Origin of the sequence: Cognatilysobacter lacus, from assembly GCF_008274655.1 — a bacterium.
Lineage (GTDB): Bacteria > Pseudomonadota > Gammaproteobacteria > Xanthomonadales > Xanthomonadaceae > Cognatilysobacter > Cognatilysobacter lacus.
In genome coordinates, this window is sequence record NZ_VTRV01000024.1 from 1 (window position 1) to 25,094 (window position 25,094).

At 66.1% G+C, this 25,094-nt stretch carries 21 protein-coding genes and 1 pseudogene; 14 read left to right on the plus strand and 8 right to left on the minus strand.

Annotation, left to right across the window (positions count from 1 at the left end; translation table 11 throughout):
* Together FW784_RS03595 and coaE are read left to right on the plus strand one after the other, a co-directional pair.
* A partial coding sequence (locus FW784_RS03595) for a thiamine phosphate synthase (protein ID WP_187770657.1) occupies positions 1 to 171 on the plus strand: 171 nt, incomplete at its 5' end.
* A gap of 18 nt (positions 172 to 189) precedes the next feature.
* Positions 190 to 828: a dephospho-CoA kinase gene (coaE, locus tag FW784_RS03600; protein ID WP_149351998.1), complete on the plus strand. Its 639-nt coding sequence runs from the start codon at positions 190 to 192 to the stop codon at positions 826 to 828.
* 7 nt (positions 829 to 835) lie between these two features.
* On the opposite strand, the gene FW784_RS03605 is transcribed toward coaE, so the two are convergent.
* Genes FW784_RS03605 through pilB form a run of 3 tightly spaced genes read right to left on the minus strand, consistent with a single transcriptional unit; the run spans position 836 to position 4,681 of the window.
* The gene (locus FW784_RS03605; protein WP_149351999.1) at positions 836 to 1,699 is read right to left on the minus strand and encodes a prepilin peptidase; all 864 of its coding nucleotides are present in this window, start codon (positions 1,697 to 1,699) and stop codon (positions 836 to 838) included.
* A gap of 3 nt (positions 1,700 to 1,702) precedes the next feature.
* Positions 1,703 to 2,956, minus strand: coding sequence for a type II secretion system F family protein (locus tag FW784_RS03610; RefSeq protein WP_149352000.1), 1,254 nt, complete (start codon positions 2,954 to 2,956; stop codon positions 1,703 to 1,705).
* Positions 2,957 to 2,959: 3 nt separating this feature from the next.
* Positions 2,960 to 4,681 (minus strand): type IV-A pilus assembly ATPase PilB, encoded by a 1,722-nt coding sequence (pilB, locus tag FW784_RS03615; RefSeq protein ID WP_149352001.1) that lies wholly within the window; start codon positions 4,679 to 4,681, stop codon positions 2,960 to 2,962.
* Positions 4,682 to 4,906: 225 nt separating this feature from the next.
* Here pilB and FW784_RS03620 point away from each other — a divergent pair, with 225 nt between their 5' ends.
* From FW784_RS03620 to FW784_RS03645, 6 genes are all read left to right on the plus strand, one after another.
* Positions 4,907 to 5,761 carry a glycosyltransferase family 2 protein gene (locus tag FW784_RS03620; RefSeq protein WP_149352002.1) on the plus strand — a complete coding sequence of 285 codons (855 nt, stop codon included), beginning with the start codon at positions 4,907 to 4,909 and terminating at the stop codon, positions 5,759 to 5,761.
* A gap of 95 nt (positions 5,762 to 5,856) precedes the next feature.
* On the plus strand, positions 5,857 to 6,483 hold the full coding sequence (locus tag FW784_RS14805; protein WP_268890881.1) for a class I SAM-dependent methyltransferase: 627 nt from the start codon (positions 5,857 to 5,859) through the stop codon (positions 6,481 to 6,483).
* A gap of 17 nt (positions 6,484 to 6,500) precedes the next feature.
* Positions 6,501 to 7,631 carry a glycosyltransferase gene (locus FW784_RS03630; protein ID WP_187770658.1) on the plus strand — a complete coding sequence of 377 codons (1,131 nt, stop codon included), beginning with the start codon at positions 6,501 to 6,503 and terminating at the stop codon, positions 7,629 to 7,631.
* A 292-nt stretch (positions 7,632 to 7,923) separates the two neighbouring features.
* Positions 7,924 to 8,583, plus strand: a complete 660-nt coding sequence (locus tag FW784_RS14905; RefSeq protein ID WP_425481579.1) for a GNAT family N-acetyltransferase — start codon at positions 7,924 to 7,926, stop codon at positions 8,581 to 8,583.
* 259 nt (positions 8,584 to 8,842) lie between these two features.
* Positions 8,843 to 9,421, plus strand: coding sequence for a lysylphosphatidylglycerol synthase domain-containing protein (locus FW784_RS03640; protein ID WP_187770660.1), 579 nt, complete (start codon positions 8,843 to 8,845; stop codon positions 9,419 to 9,421).
* Complete coding sequence (locus FW784_RS03645) at positions 9,421 to 10,197, plus strand: class I SAM-dependent methyltransferase (RefSeq protein ID WP_149352006.1); 777 nt, start codon at positions 9,421 to 9,423, stop codon at positions 10,195 to 10,197. Before FW784_RS03640 ends, FW784_RS03645 begins: the two co-directional genes overlap by 1 nt.
* 278 nt (positions 10,198 to 10,475) lie before the next feature.
* Here the strand turns inward: FW784_RS03645 and FW784_RS03650 are convergent, their stop codons facing one another.
* The 4 genes and pseudogenes from FW784_RS03650 to FW784_RS03665 all read right to left on the minus strand — a co-directional run bounded on the left by FW784_RS03650 (position 10,476) and on the right by FW784_RS03665 (position 16,191).
* Positions 10,476 to 12,371 (minus strand): hypothetical protein, encoded by a 1,896-nt coding sequence (locus FW784_RS03650; protein ID WP_149352007.1) that lies wholly within the window; start codon positions 12,369 to 12,371, stop codon positions 10,476 to 10,478.
* Between the two features lie 121 nt (positions 12,372 to 12,492).
* Positions 12,493 to 12,858, minus strand: a complete 366-nt coding sequence (locus FW784_RS14850; protein WP_149352008.1) for a prepilin-type N-terminal cleavage/methylation domain-containing protein — start codon at positions 12,856 to 12,858, stop codon at positions 12,493 to 12,495.
* 249 nt (positions 12,859 to 13,107) lie between these two features.
* Positions 13,108 to 14,523, minus strand: a pseudogene (locus tag FW784_RS03660) (sigma-54-dependent transcriptional regulator); the annotation flags it as partial.
* Between the two features lie 78 nt (positions 14,524 to 14,601).
* Positions 14,602 to 16,191, minus strand: coding sequence for a sensor histidine kinase (locus FW784_RS03665; RefSeq protein ID WP_425481580.1), 1,590 nt, complete (start codon positions 16,189 to 16,191; stop codon positions 14,602 to 14,604).
* A gap of 52 nt (positions 16,192 to 16,243) precedes the next feature.
* On the opposite strand from FW784_RS03665, the gene sucC reads away from it, so the two are divergent.
* The 3 genes from sucC (at position 16,244) to FW784_RS03680 (ending at position 20,367) form a co-directional block, all read left to right on the plus strand.
* Complete coding sequence (sucC, locus tag FW784_RS03670) at positions 16,244 to 17,413, plus strand: ADP-forming succinate--CoA ligase subunit beta (protein WP_149352018.1); 1,170 nt, start codon at positions 16,244 to 16,246, stop codon at positions 17,411 to 17,413.
* 171 nt (positions 17,414 to 17,584) lie between these two features.
* A complete protein-coding gene (gene sucD, locus FW784_RS03675; protein WP_149352011.1) occupies positions 17,585 to 18,460 on the plus strand; it encodes a succinate--CoA ligase subunit alpha in 876 nt (291 codons plus the stop codon).
* Between the two features lie 281 nt (positions 18,461 to 18,741).
* Positions 18,742 to 20,367 carry an NAD+ synthase gene (locus FW784_RS03680; RefSeq protein WP_149352012.1) on the plus strand — a complete coding sequence of 542 codons (1,626 nt, stop codon included), beginning with the start codon at positions 18,742 to 18,744 and terminating at the stop codon, positions 20,365 to 20,367.
* 129 nt (positions 20,368 to 20,496) lie between these two features.
* Here the strand turns inward: FW784_RS03680 and FW784_RS03685 are convergent, their stop codons facing one another.
* A complete protein-coding gene (locus FW784_RS03685; protein ID WP_149352013.1) occupies positions 20,497 to 21,372 on the minus strand; it encodes an outer membrane protein assembly factor BamD in 876 nt (291 codons plus the stop codon).
* Between the two features lie 100 nt (positions 21,373 to 21,472).
* On the opposite strand from FW784_RS03685, the gene rluD reads away from it, so the two are divergent.
* From rluD to FW784_RS03700, 3 genes are all read left to right on the plus strand, one after another.
* Positions 21,473 to 22,444, plus strand: coding sequence for a 23S rRNA pseudouridine(1911/1915/1917) synthase RluD (gene rluD / locus FW784_RS03690; protein WP_149352014.1), 972 nt, complete (start codon positions 21,473 to 21,475; stop codon positions 22,442 to 22,444).
* The gene (gene pgeF, locus FW784_RS03695; protein ID WP_149352015.1) at positions 22,441 to 23,208 is read left to right on the plus strand and encodes a peptidoglycan editing factor PgeF; all 768 of its coding nucleotides are present in this window, start codon (positions 22,441 to 22,443) and stop codon (positions 23,206 to 23,208) included. Before rluD ends, pgeF begins: the two co-directional genes overlap by 4 nt.
* Positions 23,209 to 23,285: 77 nt before the next feature.
* Positions 23,286 to 25,055, plus strand: coding sequence for an AI-2E family transporter (locus FW784_RS03700; protein WP_149352016.1), 1,770 nt, complete (start codon positions 23,286 to 23,288; stop codon positions 25,053 to 25,055).
* The last annotated feature ends 39 nt before the right edge of the window (positions 25,056 to 25,094 follow it).

Below are 25,094 nucleotides of genomic sequence, written 5' to 3' on the forward strand. Positions count from 1 at the left end.
CCCTCGCATGCCGGCAGCCCGCCGCTTGGCTGGGCGGCGTTCGCCCGGATGCGGGAGTCGGTCTCGCTGCCGATCTACGCCATCGGCGGCCTCCGGCCCTCCGACCTCGGGGACGCGCGCTCCCACGGCGCGCAGGGCGTGGCGGGCATTCGTGCCTTCTTCGGCGCCTGACGGGGTGGCCCTGTCGACATGAGCTCGTTCGAGTCCACTCCCTACGTCGTCGGCCTGACCGGCGGCATCGCGTCCGGCAAATCCGAGGTGGCGCGACGCTTCCACGCCTTGGGCGCCGCGATCGTCGATGCGGACGTGATCGCACGCGAAGTCGTCGCGCCGGGCAGCGAGGGCCTCGCCGACGTGGTCGCTCATTTCGGCAATGACGTGCTCGCCGCCGACGGGCAGCTCGACCGCGCCGCATTGCGCCGCCTGGTGTTCGAAAACCCGGCGGCGCGCGCGGTGCTGGAGTCGATCGTGCATCCGCGGGTGCGGGCGGCGGTGGAGTCGCAGTGCCGGGCGTCGGACGCACCGTACGTGCTGGCAGCCATCCCGTTGCTCGCCGAAGGCGGCGGGCGGGCGGCGTATCCCTACTTCGACCGCATCCTCGTGGTCGACGTGCCGATCAACGTGCAGCGCGAGCGCCTGGTGCGGCGCGACGGCATCAGCGCTGGACTGGCGGATGGAATGATTGCGGCGCAGGCCTCACGGGAGCAGCGGCTTGCCGTTGCCGACGATGTCATCGTCAATACGGCCGAGCGCGATGCATTGGAGTCTTCCGCAGCGGCGCTCGACGCGCGTTATCGGGCGCTGGCGGCCAGACGATCGGAAATCTGAGCAGCCGTCAGTCGAGGTGGGCGTAGTGGAGGTAGCCGTCCTCCAGCACCTTGCCCCAGAAGAAGACGATCCAACCGGCGATGGCGAGATAGGGGCCGAACGGGATGGGCGTCGCGCGGTCCCGGCCTTTGATCGCAAGCCAGATCGAGCCGACGATCGCGCCGACTAGCGAGGCGATCAGTACCGTCGGCAGGATGCCCCGCAACCCCGTCCACGCGCCGATCGCCGCGAGCAGCTTGAAGTCGCCGTGGCCCATGCCTTCCTTGCCGGTGAGCTGCTTGAACAGCCACCACACCGACCACAGGCTCGCATACCCAACCGCGGCACCCACCAGCGCGGGTTTCGCCGCCATGTAGAGGTGGTCCGACGCGGCGATGAGGCCAAGCCACATCAGTGGCAGGGTCAATACATCGGGCAGCAGCTGGGTGCGCAGGTCGATGCCCGACATCGCCACCAGAAAACCGGTGAACAGCATCGCGCCGAAGCCTTGCCAGCCGAATCCGAAGCGCGCCACGCAGGCGACGAACAGCAACATGGTCAGCAACTCGACCAGCGGGTACTGCGCAGAGATCGGCGCTTTGCAATGCCGGCACTTGCCGCGAAGCGCGAGCCAGCTGAAAAGCGGGATGTTCTCGTACCAGCTGAGCACGTGCTTGCAGTGCGGGCAATGCGAACGCTCGACGACGATGCCGGGCGGCGGCGGGTCATAGACCTCGTCGAGTTCGAGCACCTCGCGCGAATCACGCTTCCACGACCACTCCAGCCGCGCGGGCAGCCGGAGGATCACGACGTTGAGGAAGCTGCCGACGAGCAGGCCGAAGCCGGCAACGAGCGGATAACCCAGCTGGGGATTCTGGTCGAGGAATGCCACCGATCAGCCGACCACCGAGGCGAGTTTAAAGATCGGCAGGTACATCGCCACCACCATGCCACCGACGATCACGCCGAGGAACACCATGATAAGAGGCTCCAACAGGCTCGACAGCGCATCGACCGCGTTGTTGACCTCCTGCTCGTAAAACTCAGCGACCTTGAACAGCATTGCGTCTAGCGCGCCGGCTTCTTCGCCGATTGCCGTCATCTGGATGACCATGTGCGGGAACAGGTTCACCTGCTTCATCGACACGTTCACCGGGTAACCCACCGCCACGTCGTCCCGGATTCGCTTGACCGCGGTCTCGTAGACCACGTTGCCTGTCGCGCCCGCGACGATGTCGAGCGCCTCTACCAGTGGTACCCCGGCCCTGAAAGTGACACCAAGAGTGCGCGCGAACCGGGCGATCGACGAGTTATGCATGATCTGACCAATCACCGGCATCTTAAGCACGAGTCGATCGAGAAAGTGCTGAAAGGCAAGCGAGCGTTTCTTCGCCGCGATGAAGCCGGCGACGGCTCCAACGATGGCGAGAAGGATCAACCACCACCAGGACACCATGAAGCGGCTGAGGTTGACGACCATCTGCGTGAATGCCGGCAACTCTGCGCCGAACCCCTTGAAAACGTCCTCGAATTGCGGCACGACGAAGACCAGCAGGATGCCGCTAACGACGAGCGCGACGGCAAGAACCATGATCGGATAGAACATCGCTTTCTTAATCTTGCCCTTCAGCGCCTCGAGGTTCTCCTTGTAGGTCGCGATCGTCTCCAGCACGGTTTCGAGCACGCCCGCAGTCTCGCCTGCGCGGACCAGGTTCTGGTAGAGCTCGTCGAACTGCACCGGGTGCTTCGCGAGTGCTTCGGAGAACGACATGCCGCCTTGGATGTCCGCTCGAATCGTGTTGACCAAGTTCTGCATGCGCAGGTTCTTGTTGCCGCTTGCGATGATCTCGAGCGCTCCGACAATAGGAACACCGGACTTCATCATGGTGGCGACTTGCCGGCTGAAGACCGCGATATCGCTCGGCTTGACGGTCTTTCCCGCGGCGCCAAACATCGGCTTGCTCTTCGGCTTGACCGTCTGCGGCGTGATCCCCTGCCTGCGAAGATCAGCCTTCACCAAATTGATGTTCTTCGCGGCCTGCTCGCCCTTCATGACGACACCGCGCTTGTCCTTGCCGACCCAGGTAAAGGTCTGCAGTTCGTTGGCGGGTCGGGTGGCGGGCTTCGCGGCGTTTCGGCTAGCGGACATGGCTTAGTCCTTGGTGACGCGGTTGATTTCGGCGAGGCTGGTGACGCCCTTGCGCGCTTTCAGCAAGGCGGATTTGCGCAGGTCGCGGACGCCTGACTGCTCGGCGGCGGCGGCGATCTGCATGGCGTTGCCGCCCTCGAGGATGATGGCCTGGATCGCTTCGGTCATGGGCATGACCTGGTAGATGCCGGTACGGCCCTTGTAGCCCTCGGTGCAATCCGGGCAGCCGACCGGCTCGTAAAGCGTGACGCCGTCGGCGATGTCCTGCGCGGTGAAACCCTCGGACAGCAATGCATGTTCCGGAAGCTGGACCGGCCGCTTGCAATCGTGCAGCCGGCGGGCGAGTCGCTGCGCGATGATCAACGTCACCGATGACGTGATGTTGTAGGGCGCGATACCCATGTTCATCAGCCGCGCGACCGTCTGGGGCGCGTCGTTGGTGTGCAGCGTCGACAGCACCATGTGGCCCGTCTGCGCGGCCTTGACGCCGATTTCCGCCGTTTCGAGGTCGCGGATCTCGCCGACCATGATCACGTCCGGATCCTGTCGCAGGAAGCTTCGCAGCGCCGCGGCGAATGTCATGCCGCGCTTGACGTTCATCTGCACCTGGTTGATGCCCGCCACGCGGATTTCGACCGGGTCCTCGACCGTGGAGATGTTCCGCGCGTCCTCGTTGAGGATGTTAAGTGCGGTGTACAGCGAGACCGTCTTGCCCGAGCCCGTCGGCCCGGTGACCAGCACCATGCCGTAGGGCTTCGCGATCGCGTTGAGGAACAGCTCTTTCTGGTCTTCCTCGTAGCCGAGCTTGTCGATGCCGAGCTTGGCCGCGCTGCCGTCGAGGATACGCAGCACCACCTTCTCGCCGAACAGCGTCGGCAGCGTGCTGACGCGGAAGTCGATCTGCTTGGTCTTGGATAGGTTGAGCTTGATTCGCCCGTCCTGTGGCACGCGCTTCTCGGCAATGTCGAGCTGGCTCATCACCTTCAGGCGCGCGGCAATGCGCGTGTTGAGCTTGACCGGCGCCTTCGCCACCTGCTTCAGGATTCCGTCGATGCGCATGCGCACGCGGTAGTCCGTCTCGTAGGGCTCGAAGTGGATGTCGGAGGCGCCGCGGCGGATGGCGTCGATCAGGACCTTGTTCACGAACTTGACGACCGGCGTGTCGTCGCCCTTGGCGTCCACGCCCGAGTCGCTGCCGCCGAGCTCGTCGTCCTTGCCGACTTCCAGGTTCTCGAGCCCCTCTTCGTCGTTGCCCTCGCCGAGGGTGTCTGACGACTCCATCCAACGGTCGAGACAGCGGGAAATGGTGTCGGCATCGACCAGGATCGCCTCGACCGCGAGGTTGGTCTGGAACTTGATTTCGTCGAGCGCGTGGGTGTTCGTCGGGTCCGTCAGGCCTACGAACAGGCGGTTGCCGCGCTTGAACAGGGGCAGGACGCCGTGCTTTCGGAGGAGTTCCTCGTTGACGAGCTTTATCGCCGACTGGGAAGGGTCGAATGCCGAGGCGTCCAGCAGCGGGACGCCGAATTCGACCGAATTGGCTGCCGCCATGCTGGCAGCCGAAACCAAGCGCCGCTCCGAGAGGTAGGCAGCCAGCGGCTTGCGGTCCGTGGTGGCGGCCGCCATGGCGTCCCGGGCGGCGCTTTCGTCCAGCGCTCCGTCCAACACCAGGCGACGGGCGATGCCCGTGATCCCCACCAGATTGGCAGTGGCGGCGGTATTCATGTATTTCCTTGTCCAGCCCCTTGCCCGACTCTAGCGCAAAAACGGGTTTACGCATTGCCGACGCGTTCGCTATTTGGGCGTTGCGGCCGTCCAGCCGCCACCCGTATGCTGCGAGCTGACTCGGGCGGTCTGCAGGCGTGCGCCCGTTGAGCGAATCGGCAAGGCGGCGTTGCGTCCTAAGGGCCCAGGCGCCACCCTTAGCGCAGCTCCTTCCACGGTCGCCTTATGCGCGTTTCGATCATCCTGCCAGCGAAGAACGAAGAGCAGGGTCTCGCTCGGACGCTGCCGGCTCTGCGCGCGATGTGGCCTCAAGCCGAGATCATCGTGTCCGATGACGGCTCGACTGACGGCACCGGGCGCGTCGCAGCGGAGTATGGCGCCCGCGTCGTGCGTTCGCCCTACTCGATGGGGAACGGCGCGGCGATCAAACGCGGGGTCCGCGCAGCCGCTGGGGATGTGATCGTCTTCATGGATGCCGATGGGCAGCACGATGCCGTGTACATCGACGCGCTGCTGGCAAAGCTCGGAGAGGGGTACGACCTGGTCGTCGGTGCCCGTGATGCTGCGGGACAAGCCAACCGTAGCCGCGGTGCGGCCAACCGCTTCTACAACGAGCTGGCCAGTTGGATGACTGGCCACCGCGTTCTCGATCTGACTTCCGGGTTCCGCGCGGTACGTGCGGATCGGTTCAACGAGTTTCTGCATTTGCTCCCGAATGGCTTTTCGTATCCGACGACGAGCACGATGGCATTCTTTCGCAGCGGTTATCCGGTCGCGTATGTGTCGATTCCTGTCGGCCGCCGCGTAGGACGGAGCCACATCCGCCCGCTGCGCGACGGGGTGCGGTTTCTGTTGATCATTTTCAAGATCGCCACGCTCTACTCGCCACTCAAGCTGTTCGCACCGCTGTCACTCTTGTTTGGCGCGTTGGGGCTAGGTTATTACGGGTATACGTTTGCCACCGCGCATCGTTTTACCAACATGAGCATGCTCCTGCTTAGCGCGGCGGTCATCATCTTCCTGATCGGCTTGGTTTCTGAGCAGATCACTGCGCTTGTATATTGTCGATCGCCTCGATGATCAGTGCTCGGCACCTGCGTGCCCTTGCCGCCCCGTTCCGCCGGACACCGTTGCACCCGCAGTGGATGGCGGGCGATCGGTGCGAGGTGCGTCGCATGCTCGCGGGGGTACAAGGCGGCGCGGTCCTAGACGTCGGCTGTGCCGATAGATGGATTGAGAACGAGCTGCCCGGTCATTGCGCGTACGTCGGTCTCGACCACCCCGCAATCGGCGGCGCGACGTACGGTGCACGACCCACGATTTTTGGCGACGCGACGAGGCTGCCGCTGCGGGACGGCGTATTTGACTACGTCGTTGCGCTGGAAGTGGTCGAGCACCTGCCCGACCCATACGCGGCCCTGCAGGAGATGGCGCGCGTGATAAAGCCGGGCGGCGGCCTCATCCTGAGCATGCCGTTCATGTACCCGGTGCACGATGATCCGCACGATTACCAGCGCTTCACCGAGCATGGCTTGGCGCGTGCTCTGGCGATGGTTGGGTTCACCGAGGTGCAGATCACCGGCTCGCCCCATGCTTTGCGTACCGCGGCGCTAGCAACTTGTCTGGCACTCGCGGGGAGTGCGGTCGAGGCGCTTCGCAAGGGTGGCCCTGCGCTCTTGGTTGTTCCGGTCGTGGCGATCGCGGTGCCAGTCGTGAATGTCACGGCCTGGGCGGCGTCAAGAGTGTTTCCAGAGTGGCGGGCTATGCCTGCGGGCTATTTGGTCCGGGCCGCCAAGGCATGAGCTCTACGGCTGCGATCGTGCTCATCACGACGTCGTTTCCACTCCGCGCTGACGGCAGCGAGGCGGCCGGGACATTCGTGGCGGATTTGGCGCTGGAGCTGGCACGGTCGGTGCCAGTGCGAGTGGTCGCACCCGGACTGGTGCGGGCACGGGAGTCTTTTAGCCACTCGGTCGAGGTCTTCCGTTTCGCTGCGCCTGAAAAGCCGCTGTCGACGCTGTCACCCATGAACCCGCGTGACGCCGCTCGAATCGTCCAGGTGGTGCGAGGGGGGCGGCGCGCGACCCTCGACGCTGTCGCCGCCGGGCCGACCGCGCACCAGATCGCGCTATGGGCCCTTCCGTCCGGCGCATGGGCGCGCCACGCCTCAATGATCACGGGAGTGCCGTATTCGGTTTGGACGCTTGGGAGTGATATCTGGACTTTGGGACGAATTCCCCTGCTGCGGAACTACATGCGTCGGGTCATCCGCGACGCGAAGGCGTGCTATTCGGATGGGCTACAGCTCGCGGATGCCAGTGCTCGTCTATCGGGCCGGGAAGTGCAGTTCCTGCCGAGCGCGCGCCAGCTTGTCCCCACCGCTAGGAGCTTACGGACGGCAGCACCGTACAGGTTGCTCTTCCTAGGTCGCTGGCATCGCAACAAGGGTGTCGACTTGTTGCTTGATTCCCTTGAGCACCTTTCCGCTGCCGACTGGGCGCTGATCGAATACGTGACGATCTGCGGCGGCGGTCCTATGGAAGAGCAAGTGCTTCGGAGGGCGCACGATTTGGCGGCAAGAGGTTGGCCAGTGCGGTGCCGGGGTTTCCTCGACCGTCGCGCTGCAACCGAAGCGTTGGAAGGTGCCGACTACCTGCTCATTCCGTCGCGCATCGAGAGCATTCCCGTTGTGTTTTCCGATGCGATGCAAATGGGATGCGCGGTGGTCGCCATGCCGGTAGGGGACCTCCCGCGACTCGTGCATGCGGGCATTGGTGAGGTCGCCACCGCCGTTACTGCAACTGCTTTCGCGGCCGCGATAGCGCGCGCATTGCGTCGGAGTCCGGCCGAATCAGCGGCCCCCATGTCGATAGTTGCCGCGCGTTTCTCGATTCGGGACGTCGTAGCGCCGACGCTCCTAAGGCTGGGGCGGTGTCAGCTCGATGCTTGAGTCCGGGGGCTGGCTTCTCGCCGAGACACCTTCGGCAGCGCACGCGCGATGGTGCGAACATACCCACACACTTTGGGCTAGTGAGCGGTGGGGGTGGGTGCTTAGGGGGCTTGGCTGCGAAGTCGCATACGCATGGAATCCGGCAGCTGAGATCGGGCTGGTGGTGCCCGTATTCCGCGTGGGGCCGGTTCGAGTCGCCCATCTGGGGTTCCCGTTCGTCGAGCCGCGGATAGCCGAACAGATTGACGTCGAATCAGCGTGCCGCCTAGGGCGCGTTGTAGGTGCTGTAGTGATGCGGGCGGTGGAGGCCCGCTGCGATGCCCCGGCCGCCGACGCGACCGCGTCCCTGCCAGATGCGTGGATCGAGAACATCGACGCTTGGCATGCGGCACCGGGGCGGAAGCTTCGGAAAGATCTCGCTTACGCGCGCCGCGGCGCTGCGGCATTAAGTATTGAAGACGGTCTGCCGCCTACCGAGGCCTACAGGCTATATCTACTCACTGTTGGACGGCACGGTGGTCGCGCGCGGTACAACGCCGCCTACTTCCATCGGTTATCGGCGCTCTGCCATGTAGATCGCCGGATGGTCGCGCGTTGCTATCGGGACCGCGCGGGCGATGTCGTGGCCTTTGCGATCGGCGTTCGGAATGAGGACTCGGCATATTATCTTCACGCCGCTGCTAACGTCATGGCCCGCGGCACCGGCATCAGCGACCTATTGCTCGAGCACCTCGCCGCACGCGCGCGCGAGTGGGGCTGCCGTCGTTTCGATCTCATGGCGTCACCCGAATCCCAGCCGGGGCTCATCGCGTTTAAGCGGAAGTGGGGAAACCGGTTCGGATTCAGCGTGACGAGGGACCATGCGTGTACTCCATTGGGAGGCGTACTAACCGTGCTCATGCGCGCACGGCGGGCGGCGACCTCCACGCCAAGATGGCTATTGCGTGAATAATCGGGCAATCGTCCGAGGTGCGGCCGCTGTCGCGGTCGTGGTGCTCGCCTACACCGCCTCGAAGGGAGGCTTTAGCGCCTGGGAGGCGTCGGCGTGGCTCACCCTGCGTCGCGCAGGCTGGTGGAGTCTGGCTGGGGCAGTGTCCGCCGGCGTCCTCATGCTCGCGAGCTCGGCGTGGATGTTCGCCTCGATTGCCAGGCCCGACGGGCCCTCGCGGGATAGGACCTCCCTGGCTTCCTGGTACCTCGTTGCGCAGGCCATGAAGTATCTGCCCGGCAAGTACTGGGGCACGGCGTTCCAGCTGAAGAAGACAGCCGACCGCGTCGGAATGCAGTCCGCGGTCCATGCGGCCGCGCTCCATATGGCCGTATCCACGATTGGCAGCGTGCTGGTGTACTCGCTGGCAAGCGGCGGTATGCCCGCGGGCCTCGCGGGTAGCGTATGTGTTTACGCGTGGCTGACGCTCCGACTCCGTGGCGACCACAGTACTGTCGCCAACGCGTTGGGGAGGGCGGCACCGGTGATGGGGGCGCTGATCCTTGAGTGGTGCTTCTTTTGGTGGGCCTGCATGCTCATGCTGCCGGGCCTCGCAAAAGAGGACGCACTGAAGATCGGGGCGCTCTATTCGCTCGCGTGGGTATGTGGTGGTGTGCTGTCGCTCATGCCGGGCGGTCTCGTCGTGCGGGAGAGTGCATTCGTGGTGCTTGCACAACTTGCCGGAGTCGATCCCGGGACGGCACTGGCATTTTCAGTCTCGGCCCGGGTCTGCTTCACGATGTCCGAATTTCTGGCAGCCGCCGCGGGGTGGGTTCTGGGGCGTCGGATGAAGCTCGTCTGATGCGCCATTCATCGCCGGACGACATGCGGCGGTTTTGGGACCAACAGGGCGGTCAGGTCGGCTGCGCTTCCGCCACCGACCCAAATGATCTACTGGGCCGTAAGAATGCCTACATTGGGGCGTGTCGCGACCTCGCCATCGAACCTTGGCTCGACATTGATTCGTCCGTGCTCGATTTCGGGTGCGGTACAGGCACATTCCTTTCGCGCCTCATCCGCCGCCATGATCTTGACGTCGCGGTTGGCGTGGACATATCCGCGACTATGCTCGCGCTCGCCACAGAGCGGGATGTTCTGCTCGAATCGCGGCTGGTCAGGATAGATGGCCATCGGCTTCCGTTTCGCGACGCCTCATTCGATGTGGTGACGACGGCGGCAGTGCTCCAATATCTTGTTGACGACGTCGACCTGTGTGCCGTGCTGGCTGAGTTCCGGCGTGTGCTGAAACCGCGCGGACGTGTCGTGGCGATTGAACAGGTCAGGCGGGTCGATTACTACGACACAGCAAACCGCAAGCGCCAGCGGGCGCCGTCTTCCATGAAGCAATGCTTTCGATCTGCCGGATTCGAGCTAGTTGCCCAGCCACAGATCCGTCGCGGACATTTTCCGCTCGTCTATGCGATTCGTTACGGACTCGTACCCGCGCGATGTTTGCCTACGGTCGCGCGGTGGGAGCGTCGACTGTGGGCGAATGCCCCGTTGCCGATGCGCGACTATGCCGACGTGGCGTTCGTATTCGCGAAGGGCCCCGAGCACCGCGCTGAATTTCAGCACTAGCTGTTGCCGTTGTTCGACAGCCGGCGGGGCAGGCCGACCATGCGTGTCCGCGGTCTTGACGACTACCGAAGCTAGGAGCCGCGCGATCCGCGTCATGCGTCCAAAGCGCACGGCCACGTGAAAAGGGAGCGGCCCAATCGCGACCGGTGCCCGGCTATTTGGCACGTAGGAACGACTCACTCCACCCTGCTGCAGACTTCGACCACAAGGGGCGCACACCTGTGATCGACCCGCGTCGATGATCGTCGCATCGCCTCAAATGGGCGGCACCGGGGGGCTCAGCGAGGTAGCGGACGAGGGTCCGCGGGTGTTCGGGTTTGCGCGTCTACTCCCGACCCGCTTCGCGGCGAGCGGCCAATCATTACCGACTTAAGTTCCGCAGCCCAGTCGGCACGCCCAACCGAAGGCAGGTCCCGAAACATCGAGCTGATATCGGGATCGTCGGGTTCCGCCGCTAATACTGCACGGCGTAGCAGGGGAAGCGCGCGGCCGGGCTGGGTCGTGTCGTTGTAGATGTATGCCGCCAGCTGAAGGTACTCATTGGCGGTGAACTCGGAACGCTCGACGATGATCTCGATCGTCTCGATAACGCTGCTTTCGTCCAGCGGAACCTTGCGCTTGGCGTCGTTCACTATGATCCAGACGACGTTGTGGTTCTGGACGCCCATTGTTGCGCGTTCCAAGTTGGCGAATAGTCGGTTCCAGTCTTGCGGAGTCACGTCACCCCGGATGGTCTTGTAGATAACCACATTGGCAAGTAGCGGCGGGGAGCTGGTGACCGTCGCGCCTCTCGAGCTAGTGGCAATCGCCAAGTCCAAATAGGGGCCGGGGTTCATCCCGCTCCGCTCCGCGTATTCCGCATCCAGGAGCATCCATGCGCGTTCGGATGTCGGCGCATGTACAAGAGTCTCCTTGGCGAATCTGAGCGGTTCGCCCCAGGCGTAGGCGCGCACCGAACATGCGGTCGCAAGCAGCGCAAAAGTAATGATCCCAACTCGGCGCGCCAGCGCCGATTGATACAAATGGAGTGCGACGCAAAGGTCGCCCAACGCCAGAACGATCCCGATCATCGGGAGGTGGTTGCGATGCTCGAACGCCATCTCTAGGTTGACCGCATTGCTGGTGACAAAGTGCCCGGCGAAGAAGAACAGAATGCCGAACGCCATGAGCGGTCGCGTCGCGCGGAGTCGCCAAGCCAAAGCGATGAGCGAACCTATCGTCAGTACTGATGCGGCCGTTGTCCACGGCTCGAACAGCCCGCGCGAGATGGCGAAGTCGTCATAGAAGAACTTGAGCCGCGCGGGCAGCGGAAAGACTATCTCGCCGATGTACATGACGAGCACGCGCGCTTGAGTGAGTAGTCTCTCGGACGTGGAGAAATCGCGGCCAGGATAGTGCGCCCACTGCCAGTCGTGCGCCAAGAAGACGAGATATGCTGAACAGCCCAAGACTACGAACGCCGTGTAGCCTAGCCGAAGCCAACGAGACACGGAGACGCTGGATGCTTGAAAACGCAGCAGTGTGAGCTCGAGGAGGAAAGTGTACGCCGGAAGCAGGACGGCGTCTTCCTTGCTCGCGAACGCCAGGGCCCATGACAAGCAGATCAGGAGCAAGTTCAGTCGGAAGGGGCGACTCTCGCGTAGGGCGACGCGCATACGCACATAATTCAGTAGCGCCAACACCATAAACAGGGTGCACAGCGTCTGCATGCGCTGCACGACGTAGAGAACCGACGATACCTGCAGCGGATGAATCGACCAGATGGCAGCCAGTAGAACGGCGCCAATCGCACATTGCCGCGGCGGGAAATGCGCCGCGGCGAGCAGGCTTCGGAACAGCAGTGCGAGCGCGCAGGTCGTCAGCCCGTGGATTATCAGATTGGTGATTTTGTAGGGAAGCGGATTCAGGCCGCCCCACCAGTAATCCAACGCGAACGTGAGCATCGAAAGTGGGCGCGAGCCATTGCCTGGCTGGTAGCTGTAGGCAGCGTGCGAGAGGCTGGCGGTGTCGAGCCGGACCAGGTGAACAACCTGGTTGTTGATGATGCTGGCTTGGTCGTCGAAGAGAAACCCGCCGCCCAGTCCGGGACTCAGCAGCAGCATCGCGAACAACGCGCTTGCAAGGCAGCCGAGTAAGAAAAAGCGTGGTCGTTTTGCAACTGATACGCGCTTCATCGCCTTACCGGTGGTTCACGACGGCTTCGCGCTTTGGAGTCGCTAGGCGCCCCGCCTTGGCAGCACCCTCCGAAATAAAGAACCCGGCTTGCGCCGGGTCCGATTGTTGCGTCGAGCGCTATTACGGCACCACGGTGAGGCGGCACGAACCGTTGCCGCTATCGCAGACCGTGGTCGCCAGCAACGAAGCATTGCCCTTGGTCTGCGGGGTGAAGGTGACCGACACCGGCGTGTTGTACATGGCGGTCGTCAGCTGCGAAGGCGAGCCGGTCGTGCACGCGGTGCCCACGAACGTGGTGGATGCACGGCCATCGGCGATATCCGCCACTGCGGTATTCATGAAGGCCTTGCCTTCTGCCATGCACGCACCGTTCGACGAACGCTGGGTGTAGTTGCGGTACTGCGGCAGCGCGATGGCGGCCAGGATCGCGATGATCGCGACGACGATCATCAGTTCGATGAGGGTGAAGCCTTTCTGGTTCTTCATGGTGTATCCCCTAGGAGTGGTTTTGGATCTTCACGGATGAGTACGGACGACTCGCCGGGTCCTTGGTCCGCCGTACGCGCTATCCGTGCATCCGAGGATACGCATAACCCGTGCCAACCCGTTGGGCCAGTCGGGAGGGGTCGCTTTCGGGCGGTCGGTCACGCTTGGGTGAACAGGGATCCACGCCCACTGACGCGCTGCGTCAGCTTCGGCGGGCTGATGACGCATCGCGTCACCGCCGGCCGGTCGGTCGATCCCGAGCTTTTTCAGCTTGTAGCGCAGGGCGCGGAAGGTGATGCCCAGCGCCGCCGCCGTGCGCGTCTTGTTGTAGCGATTTTCTTGGAGGGCGTGCTGGATCGCGGCCCGCTCGATTTCCTCGATGTACGAGGGCAGGGCGCTGGTGGCGGTGTCGCGCGGATCGACCGTGCGGGGGTCGACCGCTGACGGGCTCGGCGGGGGCGCCGTGGGGGCGCTGGGGCCGGGCAGCGGGCGGGTGCTCGCCTTGGGCAGGCTCAGCTCGTCGGAGCGGATGACGGTGCCATCGGCCATCGCAAGCGCGCGCTCGAGGATGTTCTCCAGCTCGCGCACGTTTCCGGGGAAGCCGTAGACGCGAAGCGCCTCCACAGCGTCCGGCGACAGAGTCGGCGCCGGGCGGTCCTGTGCGGCGGCAAGCCGGCGCAGGATCACGTCCGACAGGCCGACGAGGTCCTCCGGGCGCTCGCGCAGCGGCGGCACGCGCAACTCGATGACGTTGATCCGGTAATACAGGTCGTGCCGGAAGCGGCCTTCCTCGACCAGCGCCGCGAGATCCTTGTGCGTGGCCGAGAGGATGCGGACGTCGACCTTGACCTCGGCGTTGGAGCCTACCGGGCGGATCGACTTCTCCTGGATCGCACGCAGCAGCTTGACCTGCATCGGCAGCGGCAGCTCGGCGACCTCGTCGAGGAACAGGGTGCCGCCGTCGGCGGCCTGGAACAGCCCCGGCTTGTCGGCGTGGGCGCCCGTGAAGCTGCCCTTCTTGTGACCGAAGAACTCGCTCTCCATCAGCTCGGCCGGGATCGCGCCGCAGTTGACGGGCACGAAGGGGCCCGAGGCGCGGCCGCCCTCGGCGTGGATGGTGCGGGCGACCAGCTCCTTGCCGACCCCCGACTCGCCCGAGATATAGACGGGCGCCTGGCTGCGCGCGACCTTGGTCAACGTGGCGCGAAGTGACGCCATCGCCGGCGATTCGCCGAAGAGGCGCGACGAAATACCGGCTTCGTTTGCAGCGCGTCGCCGCTCGTGCAGCTCGAGTGCCTGGCGGACGAGGTCGCGCAGTACGCCGAGGTCGACGGGCTTGCTGACGAAATCGAAGGCGCCCGCCTTCAGTGCCTCGACCGCGGCCTCGACGTTGCCGAACGCCGTGATCATCGCGACCGGCGTGGTCGGGTGCTTCTGGTTGATCTCGGCCACGATCTCGAGCCCCGTGCCGTCGGGCAGGCGCATGTCGGTCAGGCAGAGGTCGTAGGTGTTCCGCGACAGCAGCGCCCGCGCGTCGGTGACGTTGGCGGCCGTGTCGCAGCGCAGGCCCATGCGGCCCAACGTCATGACCAGAAGTTCGCGGATGTCGCGCTCGTCGTCTACGACCAGAGCGGAGCGGGCGGGGGCGCTACGGGGTTCGGGCATCGGATCCTCCGCCGAACACCTTAACGGAAGTGACCGGCTGCGGCCACTTTGGGCGGTTTTCGTCAACCTTGCGTCAGGTCAACGGCCCAACGCGCTCATCCGGATCCGGAAGCAACCGCCGACACCCGGGGTCGGCACGTAGTCGAGGCTGGCCTGGTTCGCGCGGCAGAGCTCGCGCGCGATGTAGAGCCCAAGGCCGGTGCCGTGGCTCGACGTGGTGAAGAACGGGCGGAACAGGCGATTGCGTACGGGTTCCGGGATACCCGGGCCGCGATCGAGCACGTCGAGAATCGGCTGGCCGGCATCCAAGCTCACCCGCAGCGTGACGCGCGCCGACTCGCCGGGCATGCGCCCATAGGTCAGCGCGTTGTGCACCAGCACGGTGGTGACCTGATGCAGCTGGCGCGGATCGAACAGTGCATTGATCCCGGGCTGCGAGGCGGCGCTGGCCACCGTATCGCTCTCGATGCCGTGGCTGACCAGATAGTCCTGGACGAACTGGCGCGCGAACGCGCCGACTTCGATCACTTCGGGCTTGGCCGGTTCGCGCCGCGCCAGACCGAGCACGTTCTCGACGATGCCGTTCATGCGCACCACGTGCTGGTGGATGATTTCCAGCAGCCGACGATCAGCGGGCCGGATGTCGTCCGATTCTTCCAGCAGCTGCACCGCGTAACTCATGGCCGCGAGCGGGTTGCGTATTTCATGCGCCAGGCTCGCGGAAAAGCGCCCGAGCGTGGCGAGCGTGATCGATTCTGCGCGTTGCGAAACCAGCGACGTGTCGTCGAGGAAGACGAGGGCCTGCTCGCTGTTGGCCTGCAGCCGGGTGAAGCGCGGGATGACATCGGGCTGGTCGGCGGCAAGGCGCAGCGGCGTGTCGTCCGAACTGCCCGTCTCGCGCCACGCAACCAGTCGCCGCCCCAGTTCCGGTACGGCGACGGCGAGTTCGCGGAACCCGTGCACCTCGTCGCCTACGTCACCCAGCAACGCAGTCGCCGCCTCATTCGCCAGTTTCATGCGACCGCTGGCATCCACCAGCAGCACGCCGGTGCGAAGGCGGCGGATGATCAGCTCGTTGACCTGCGCGAGATGCTCGTTCTCGGTGGTGCGCAGGGCCGCGATCTCGTAGCTCTCGCGCATCTGCCGCCCGAGCACGTTCATGACGGTCGCCAGCGCGAAATAGCCGATCGCGAACATCACCGGCTCGGACAGCGCGCGATGAGCGCCCTCGTCGGCCGACGTCCACACGTACTCTCCCATCAGCGCCGCAACCGCGACGCCGGCTGCGGCAAAAGCCACGCGCGGCGGCAGCAGCAGCGCCGCGGCGCCGATGTTGAACATCAGCATCAGCGCGATGCCGGTGCCCGCGGACGGAATGGAGTGCATCGCGAGGATGCCGAAGAACAGGTCGGCGGCGATGCCCGCGCCAGCGGACACGCGTACGTCGAGACGTCGCCCGAGCGCCAGCGTGAGCAGCGATACGAAGAGGTAGGCGATCACCACCGAACGACCGAGCAGTTCGTGGCGCGGGATCTCGATGATTCCGGCGACCGGCCCGAACACCAGCAGCACCAGCAGGGCGGCTTCGAGGACGCGATACAGGTTGAAAAGCCGCAACTCGCGGTAGAGGACGTGGTCCGCGTCGAGCGGGGTGACGACGGTCTGCAGGGGCACGGCGCGCGTCCGGCGGGCGGTGCCCGGAGTATAGGTGGCTGATTCCATGAATTTCCACGAGTACCAGGCAAAGCAGCTCTTTGCCGATTACGGCATTGCCGTTCCCAAGGGCATCGTCGCCCGCTCGCCGGATGCGGCGGTCGCGGCGGCCAAGCAGATCCCCGGCGACCTGTGGGTCGTCAAGGCGCAGATCCACGCGGGTGGCCGCGGCAAGGCCGGCGGCGTGAAGCTCGCGAAGAACTTCGACGAGGTCGCGCAGTACGCCAAGGCGATGCTCGGCACCAAGATGGCCACGTACCAGACGGCGGGCATCGAGCTGCCGATCGACAGCGTGCTGATCTCCGAAGGCACCGACATCGACAAGGAGTTGTACCTGTCGGTGCTCGTCGACCGGTCGACCAAGACGGTGACGTTCATCGCCTCGGCCGAAGGCGGCATGGACATCGAGCAGGTCGCCCACGAAAAACCGGAGGCGATCCACGCGCTGCACATCAACTACGTCGAGGGCCTGCAGCCGTACCAGTGCCGCGACCTCGGCTTCGCGATGGGGCTCAACGCCAAGCAGGTCGGCCAGCTCACCAAGATCATGACCGGGCTGTTCAAGCTGTTCATGGAGAAGGACCTGGCGCTGGTCGAACTCAACCCGCTCGCGATCCTCACCAACGGCGATCTCGCCGTGCTCGACGGCAAGATCGACTCCGACGACAACGCTGCCTTCCGCCATCCCGAGCTCGTCGCCATGCGCGATGTGCGCCAGGAGGACGAGACCGAAGTGCTCGCGTCGAAGTACGACCTCAACTACGTCACGATGGACGGCGACATCGGCTGCATGGTCAACGGCGCCGGCCTCGCGATGGCGACGATGGACGTCATCAAGCTCGAGGGCGGCGAACCCGCCAACTTCCTTGACGTCGGCGGCGGCGCGACGAAGGAACGCGTCACCGAGGCGTTCAAGCTGATCCTGTCCTCCGACAAGGTGAAGGCGATCTTCGTCAACATCTTCGGCGGCATCGTCCGCTGCGACATGATCGCCGAGGGCATCATCGGCGCGGTCAAGGAAGTGGACGTCAAGGTGCCGGTGATCGTGCGCCTAGAAGGCACGAACGTCGAAGCGGGCAAGGAGCTCCTCAAGAACTCCGGCCTCGCCATCACCCCGGCCGACGACATCAACGACGGCGCGAAGAAGGCCGTCGCGGCCGTCAAGCAGGCCGCCTGACCGCAGCGGCGCGCGGATCGCTGTTCAGAGCCCCTTCGAGTCGAGGGGGCGACCCCGGAGCGACGCGACGGGGCCCGGGTTGCGCAAGCGACTCCTGACGGACAACCAAGCTCCGCGTTGTCCGACGCATCCGACGCCGCAGCCACCCGAATTCCAGAGGATTCCCAAGACATGTCCGTTCTGATCAACAAGGACACGAAGGTGCTCGTGCAGGGCTTTACCGGCTCGCAGGGCTCCTTCCACGCGCAGCAGATGCTCGACTACGGCACCAAGGTCGTCGGCGGCGTCACCCCCGGCAAGGGTGGCACCACGCACCTCGGCCTGCCCGTGTTCAACACCATGCAGGAAGCCGTCGCGGCCACCGGCGCCGACGCGTCCGTCATCTACGTGCCGCCGCCGTTCGCGGCCGACGCGATCATGGAAGCGGCGGCCGCGGGCATCCGCGTCATCGTATGCATCACCGAGGGCATCCCGGTACTCGACATGCTGCGCGCGAAGAACGTACTCGCCGGCCATCCGGAGACCGTACTCGTCGGCCCGAACTGCCCGGGCGTGATCACGCCGGGCGAGTGCAAGATCGGGATCATGCCGGGCCACATCCACATGCCGGGCAAGATCGGCATCGTGTCGCGTTCGGGCACGCTCACGTACGAAGCGGTCAAGCAGACCACCGACGTGGGCCTCGGCCAGTCGACCTGCATCGGCATCGGCGGCGATCCGATCAACGGCACCAACTTCATCGACGCGCTGAAGTGGTTCCAGGACGATCCGCAGACCGAGGGCATCATCATGGTCGGCGAGATCGGCGGCAGCGCGGAAGAAGAAGCGGCCGAGTTCATCTCGCAGTACGTGACCAAGCCGGTCGTCGGCTTCATCGCCGGTGCGTCCGCGCCGAAGGGCAAGCGCATGGGCCACGCGGGCGCGATCGCCTCGGGCGGCTCGGGCACGGCGGAAGGCAAGTTCGCGGCGCTCGAGAAGGCCGGCGTCACCACGGTGAAGTCGCCGGGCGACCTGGGTGCGGCCATTGCGAAGCGACTGGCCGGCTAAGCCACGCGCCACGCCGGGTTCCTGGAAAGGCCGCCTCCGGGCGGCCTTTTCCGTAGGCGCTGCCGCCGGCTACCGGCGGGCATTCGATGTTGCGCGGTGTCTTTAATCGCGCGAGGAAAGAACGGAAGCCAGGCTCGCGATATCGACGTCCGTCCGTCCATCCGCACGCTGCGTCGAGTTGCGCACGCCGCGTGCAACCAAGCCGCGATCACTGCCGCCGGCGGGCCAACGTCGATCGACGGGCCGGTGCGTAAAATGCCGCGACCTGCACAGGAACCGCCATGACCCTGCGAATCGCACTCGCGCAGTTCGATTTTCCCGTCGGCGACGTCGAAGGCAACGCCGCGCGCATCGAGGCGATGATCGCGCAGGCGCGCGACGGCCACGGTGCGCAGCTGGTGGTGTTTCCCGAGCTCGCGCTGAGCGGCTATTCGCCGGAAGACCTCCTGCTGCGCCCGCGTTTCCTGGCCGACTGCGAGCGTGCGCTGCAGCGCATTGCCGGGAGCGTGCGCGGCATCAGTGCCATCGTCGGCTGGCCGGAGAGCGCCGGTCCGGTCGTCTACAACGCCGCAAGCCTGCTGCGCGACGGCCGCATCGAACGCACCTATCGCAAACGCGAACTGCCGAACTACGCAGTCTTCGATGAGCGCCGCTATTTTTCGGTGGATCCGGACGGTGGCGACTGCGTGGTCGAGGTCGACGGCGTGCAGGTCGGCATCCTGATCTGCGAGGACCTCTGGTTCCCCGAGCCGCTGGCCTCCACGGTCGCTGCCGGTGCAGCGCTGGCGGTGGTGCCGAATGCTTCGCCGTTCGAGCACGACAAGCACGGCCTGCGCGACGCGCTGCTCGCCGAACGAGCGCGCGAGACGGGGGTGGGCATCGCCTATGTCAACGTCGTCGGCGGCCAGGACCATGTTGTCTTCGACGGCGCATCGGTGATCGCGGACGGGAGCGGGCACGTGCACCCGGCTGCGGCGGCCTTCAGCGACGAGTGGCTGGTGGTCGACTACGAGCCGGCGACGCGGCTGTTCGCGCGCGTGACGTGGCGCGAGGAAGTCGACGAGAGCAGCGAGGCACTCGCGTGGCGCGGGATGGTGCGTGGCACGCGCGACTACTGCCGCAAGAACGGCTTCCACAACGCATGGCTCGGGCTCTCGGGCGGCATCGATTCCGCGCTCGTGCTGGCGATCGCGGTCGACGCGCTCGGTGCCGACAACGTCACCGCGGTGCGGCTGCCGTCGCGTTACACGGCCGGCATGTCGAACGACCTTGCCGCCGAACAGTGCCGGCGGCAGGGCGTGAAACTGCTGACGTTGCCGATCGAGAAGCCTTTCGAAGGCTTCCTGGACACGCTTTCGGAAACGTTCGCCGGGCAAGGCGTCGATTCCACCGAAGAAAACCTGCAGTCGCGCATTCGCGGCGCGATGCTGATGGCGCTGTCGAACAAGTTCGGCGGCCTTCTGCTCACAACCGGCAACAAGAGCGAGTACGCCGTCGGCTACGCGACGATCTACGGCGACATGGCGGGCGGCTACGCGCCGATCAAGGACGTCTACAAGACCGACGTGTTCAACCTCGCGCGCTGGCGCAATACGGTGGGCGGCGCCGTGATACCGGACGAGGTGATCGATCGGCCGCCTTCGGCCGAACTGCGGGAGAACCAGAAGGACGAGGACTCGCTGCCGCCCTACGACGTGCTCGACGGCATCCTGCGCCGGCATGTCGATGCGGAACAATCGCGCGACGAAATCGTGGCCGCCGGCTTCGATGCGACGACCGTGGAGCGCGTACTCAGGCTGGTGCGCATTTCCGAGTGGAAGCGGCACCAGGCCGCGCCGGGCCCCAAGATGACGCGTCGCGCTTTCGGGCGCGAGCGGCGTTACCCGATCAGCAACGGGTATCGCTGAGCGCGGTCGCGGGTCATCCGACCCGTGTTTGCTGTCGGCCGGTCGACGAGGTTCTAGCGACCGGTTGCCCGACACCCGCAACGAAAAACGCCGCCCGGAGGCGGCGTTCTTTTTCTACGTGTCAGCCTGTCAGTGCTTCAACGCCGAGGCGTCGCCGCCGAACGGGTTGAGCCGGCGGAGATGGCCGGGGTAATCGGGCCAGTTGCCACGCAGGTAAGCATGGTTGGGATCGACCTTCTGCAGCTCGGCGCGTGCATCCGCTGCGAGCGTGGTGTTGCCCAGTGCCTTGTACGCCGACGCCAGCGTCGCGATCGCATCGGCCTGGTACGCCGACTGCGGATAGTTCTCGAGCACGTACTTGGCGCGGTCGATGGCAGCGACGTTCGCATCGCGACGCAGGTAGTACAGCGCCGTGTCCATTTCGTAGCGGGCGAACGTGTCGCGCAGCTTCGCCATGCGCTCGCGGGCGTCCGCGGCGTAGCGGCTGTTGCCGTAGCGCTCGGCGACGATCGAGAAATCGTTGTAGGCCTGCATCGGCGTCGCGAGGTCGCGGCGCGCGGGGTCGAGGTGCCACACGCGCTGGAGGAAGACGGCGTCGCGGCTCGAGTTCGTCAGGCCGCGCAGGTAGTACAGGTAGGCGATGTTCTTGTGCGTCGGATAGGTACGGATGAAGCGGTCGATGGTGCTCACCGCGTCGTCGTGCTGGCCGGCCTTGTACTGGGCGTAGGCCGTCTCGATCAGCGCCTGCTCCGTGTACGGCCCGTACGGGTACTGGGCGACGAGGCGCTTGAACGCCTCTTCCGCCGTGGACCAGTTGCCGCTGAGCATCGAGCGGTGGGCCTTCTGGTAGATGGTCTCGACCGGCTGGCCTTCGAGGGCGTCGCCGTTGCGGTTCTTGAAGCGCGCACAGCCGGCTCCGGCGAGCAGCGACACCGCGAGGACGGCGACCGTCACGCCACGGACGAGGGGGGCGGGCGACGGTCGGAAAGCGGAACGTTGGGTCATGGGATCGACGGATGCCGGATCGGAGACGGGAAGGCCGGATAATAGCAGGCCCGTCTTAACCGGCCTGCGCTGGTGGACCCCCCGCGACAGGCCCTTCCGAATGACCGACACCATCACCCTGCAGGCGCGCGTGCCCGACGCCAGTGCCGGGCGCCGATTCGACGCCGTGATAGCCGAGCTGTTCCCCGAGCATTCGCGCTCGCGGCTGGCTGGCTGGATCAAGGCGGGGCAGGCGCGGATCGACGGCCGCGAGGCGCGCCCCCGCGATCCGGTGAAGGGCGGCGAGCTGGTCACGGTGGACGCCGAGGTTGGCGTGCGGGTGGACGCGGCGGCGGAGGACATCGCGCTCGACGTGCTCTACGAGGACGCCGACGTCATCGTCATCGACAAGCCGGCCGGCCTGGTCGTGCATCCCGGCGCGGGAAACCCGGCGGGCACGCTGGTCAACGCGCTGCTGCACCGCGACGCCTCGCTGTGCGCGCTTCCGCGCGCCGGAATCGTGCACCGGCTGGACAAGGACACCTCGGGCGTGATGGTTGTCGCGCGCACGCTCCAGGCCCACACCGCGCTGGTTGACCAGCTGTCCGCGCGCGAGGTGCATCGCCAGTACCTCGCCGTGGTGGTCGGCGCGCTCGTCTCCGGCGGCACCGCCAACGCGCCGATCGAGCGCCACCCGCGCGACCGCCTGCGCATGGCGGTGCGCGAGGACGGCAAGGACGCGGTGACCCACTTCCGGCTGCGCGAGCGCTTCCGCGCGCATACCCTGCTGGAATGCCGCCTCGAGACGGGGCGCACACACCAGATCCGCGTCCACATGGCGCACCTCAAGCATCCGATCGTGGGTGACCAGCTCTACGGTGGGCCGCTGAAGCTTCCCCGCGGCTCGTCGGAAGAAACCATCAGCGCGCTGCGCGGTTTCAAGCGCCAGGCGCTGCATGCCGAGACGCTCGAGTTCCGGCATCCGGCCACGGGCGAACCCTTGCGCTGCACCGCGCCGGTACCCGCCGACCTGCGCGCGCTCATCGATGTCCTGCGCGGCGACCTGCGTGCATACGAGGAACGCACGCGGTGAGCCCGTTTCTGCACGCGCAGTGGCCTGCGCCACCGGGCGTGCACGGGCTGACCACGCTGCGCCATGGCGCGGGCAACTCGCGGGCGCCATTCGACACGTTCAACCTCGGCAACCGCTATGCGGCCGACGGGGATGAGCCGGCGGTCGTCGAGGCCAATCGCGCTGAGCTCGTGGCGAAGGCGTCGCTGCCGTCGGCGCCGCGCTGGCTGCGGCAGGTCCACGGCACCCGCGTGCTCCGGATGCACGCCGGGACAGCGACGGACCCCGAGCCGGAAGCCGACGCCGCGGTCACCTCCGACGCGGGCGTCGTGATCGCGATCCTCACCGCCGACTGCCTGCCCGTGCTGTTCGCCGCGCGCGACGGCTCGGAAGTCGCTGGCGCCCATGCCGGCTGGCGCGGCCTGGCCGACGGCGTGCTGGAGGCGACGCTCGCCGCGATGCGCACCTCCGCCGGGGATGTGGTCGCCTGGCTCGGGCCCGCCGCGGGTCCGCAGCACTACGAGGTCGGCGTCGACGTCTACGACGCCTTCGTTGCCCGCGACTGGCGCAGCGGCGCCGCATTCGTGACCACCCGGCCGCACCATTGGCGTGTCGACCTCCATGCGCTGGCGCGCCTGCGGCTGGCCGACGCGGGCATGGCGCCCGATGCGATCCACGGCGGCGGGCTGTGTACGATCGCCGAGCCGACGCGCTTCTTTTCCCATCGCCGGGACCGCCGCACCGGACGCATGGCGTCGCTGGTGTGGATCGAACCGCGCCGCTGACGCCAAGCGGCTGCATACCACCTTGACGCGCCCGGGCGCATAACGGCCCGGCCGGATCGCCGGCCAAGGGGAACGTGGTGGCTGAGCAGTCCAACATCAATCGAGCGTTGCCGGTGCTGGTCGGCGGCGCACTCGTGCTCGGCTTCCTTTACTGGGCGAAGGTCATCGTGATCCCGGTCGCGCTGGCGATCCTGTTCACCTTCCTGCTGACACCGCCCTCGCAGTACATCGAACGTCGCGGCGTATCGCGGGCGATTTCCAGCGTGCTGATGACGCTGCTCGCGCTGGCGCTGGCGATCGGCGCCGGCGTGGCGGTAACGCGCCAGGTGAGCAGCCTGCTCGATGCGTATCCGCGCTACGAACCCAACGTCACGGCGAAGATCGAGCAGCTGCGTTCGCGCGGGCGCACCGGCTTGCTCGACAAGCTGCAGTCGGTGACGCAACGCATCTCCACGCAGCTCGACCGCCACAGCGCGGCGCCGGTCACGCAGGCCGAGCGCGAGGCGGCGCGCGCGCAGCCCGTGCGCATCGTCGAGCAGGGCCCGATGCGGATGTCGCAGCTGTGGAGCATCGTCGCGCCCCTGCTGGAACCGCTGGCGGGCCTCGGGCTGGTGCTGGTGCTGGTCATCTTCATGCTGATCCATCGCGAGGACCTGCGCGACCGGCTGATCTCGCTCATCGGTGTCGACCAGCTCGCCGATACCACGCGCGCGCTCGAGGACGCCGGCGAGCGGGTGAGTCGCTACCTCCTCATGCAGCTGGCGGTGAACAGCGGCTTCGGCCTGTGCATCGCGATCGGGCTGTGGGTGATCGGCGTGCCCTACGCGCTGCTGTGGGGGTTCTTCGCCGCGGTGCTGCGCTACATCCCGTACCTCGGCTCGTCGCTGTCGGCCTTCCTGCCGGTCGCGCTGAGCCTGCTGATCTCGCGCGAGTGGACCACCGCCTTGCTGGTCGTCGCGCTGTTCGGCGGGCTCGAGCTGGTCACCAACATGCTCGTCGAACCGATGGTGTACGGCCGCGGCATGGGCGTGTCGCAGGCGGCGCTGCTGATCGCGGTCGCGTTCTGGACGTGGCTTTGGGGCCCCGTCGGGCTGGTGCTCGCGTCCCCTCTGACCGTCTGCCTGGTGGTGCTCGGTCGCTACGTGCCGTTCCTGAAATTCCTCGACACGCTGCTGGGCGACACGCCTCCGCTGGCGCCGGCGCATCGCTTCTATCAGCGCTTACTCGCGCAGGACGACACCGAAGCCGCCGACCTGCTCGACGACTACGCCGCGCTCGATGGCCTGGAGCGCGCCTACGACGAAATCGTGGTGCCGACGCTGGCGCACGCGCGCGAGGACTTGCGGCAGGGCCGGCTGGACGCGGCCGACCACGAGCGAATCGTCGACGAGGCGCATGCACTGGTCGATGCGCACCGCCGCCTGATCCGGCCCGATGCGCTGGTCGGCGCGGATCTCACGCGCGTGCTGGCCATCCCGGTGCGCGACGCCGTCGACGAGGTGGCGGTATCGATGCTCGGCAAGCTCGTCGACATGGGGCGCATCGAATGGACGGCGCACACGTCGGCCGTGCTCGCCTCGGATGTCATCGAACTGGTGCGCGCAGCGCGCGTCGATGCGCTCGTGCTGGTGTCGGTGCCGCCGGGCGGGCTTGCGAACGTGCGTTACCTGGCCAAGAAGCTGGGCGCCGAGTTCGAAGGGCTGCCGATACTCGTAGTGCGGCCCGGCCTGTTGGCGGGCGCGCAGGTTCGGCAGCGTCGCGAGCTCGCGGAACTCGGCGTCTCCCGATTGGCACCGACGCTGACCACGGCCGCCGCCGAATTACGCGGCCTCGCGTCGCTGCGCTGATCGCCCGGATCAGTGCGCGGCGGGCGGTGCGGGTTCGTC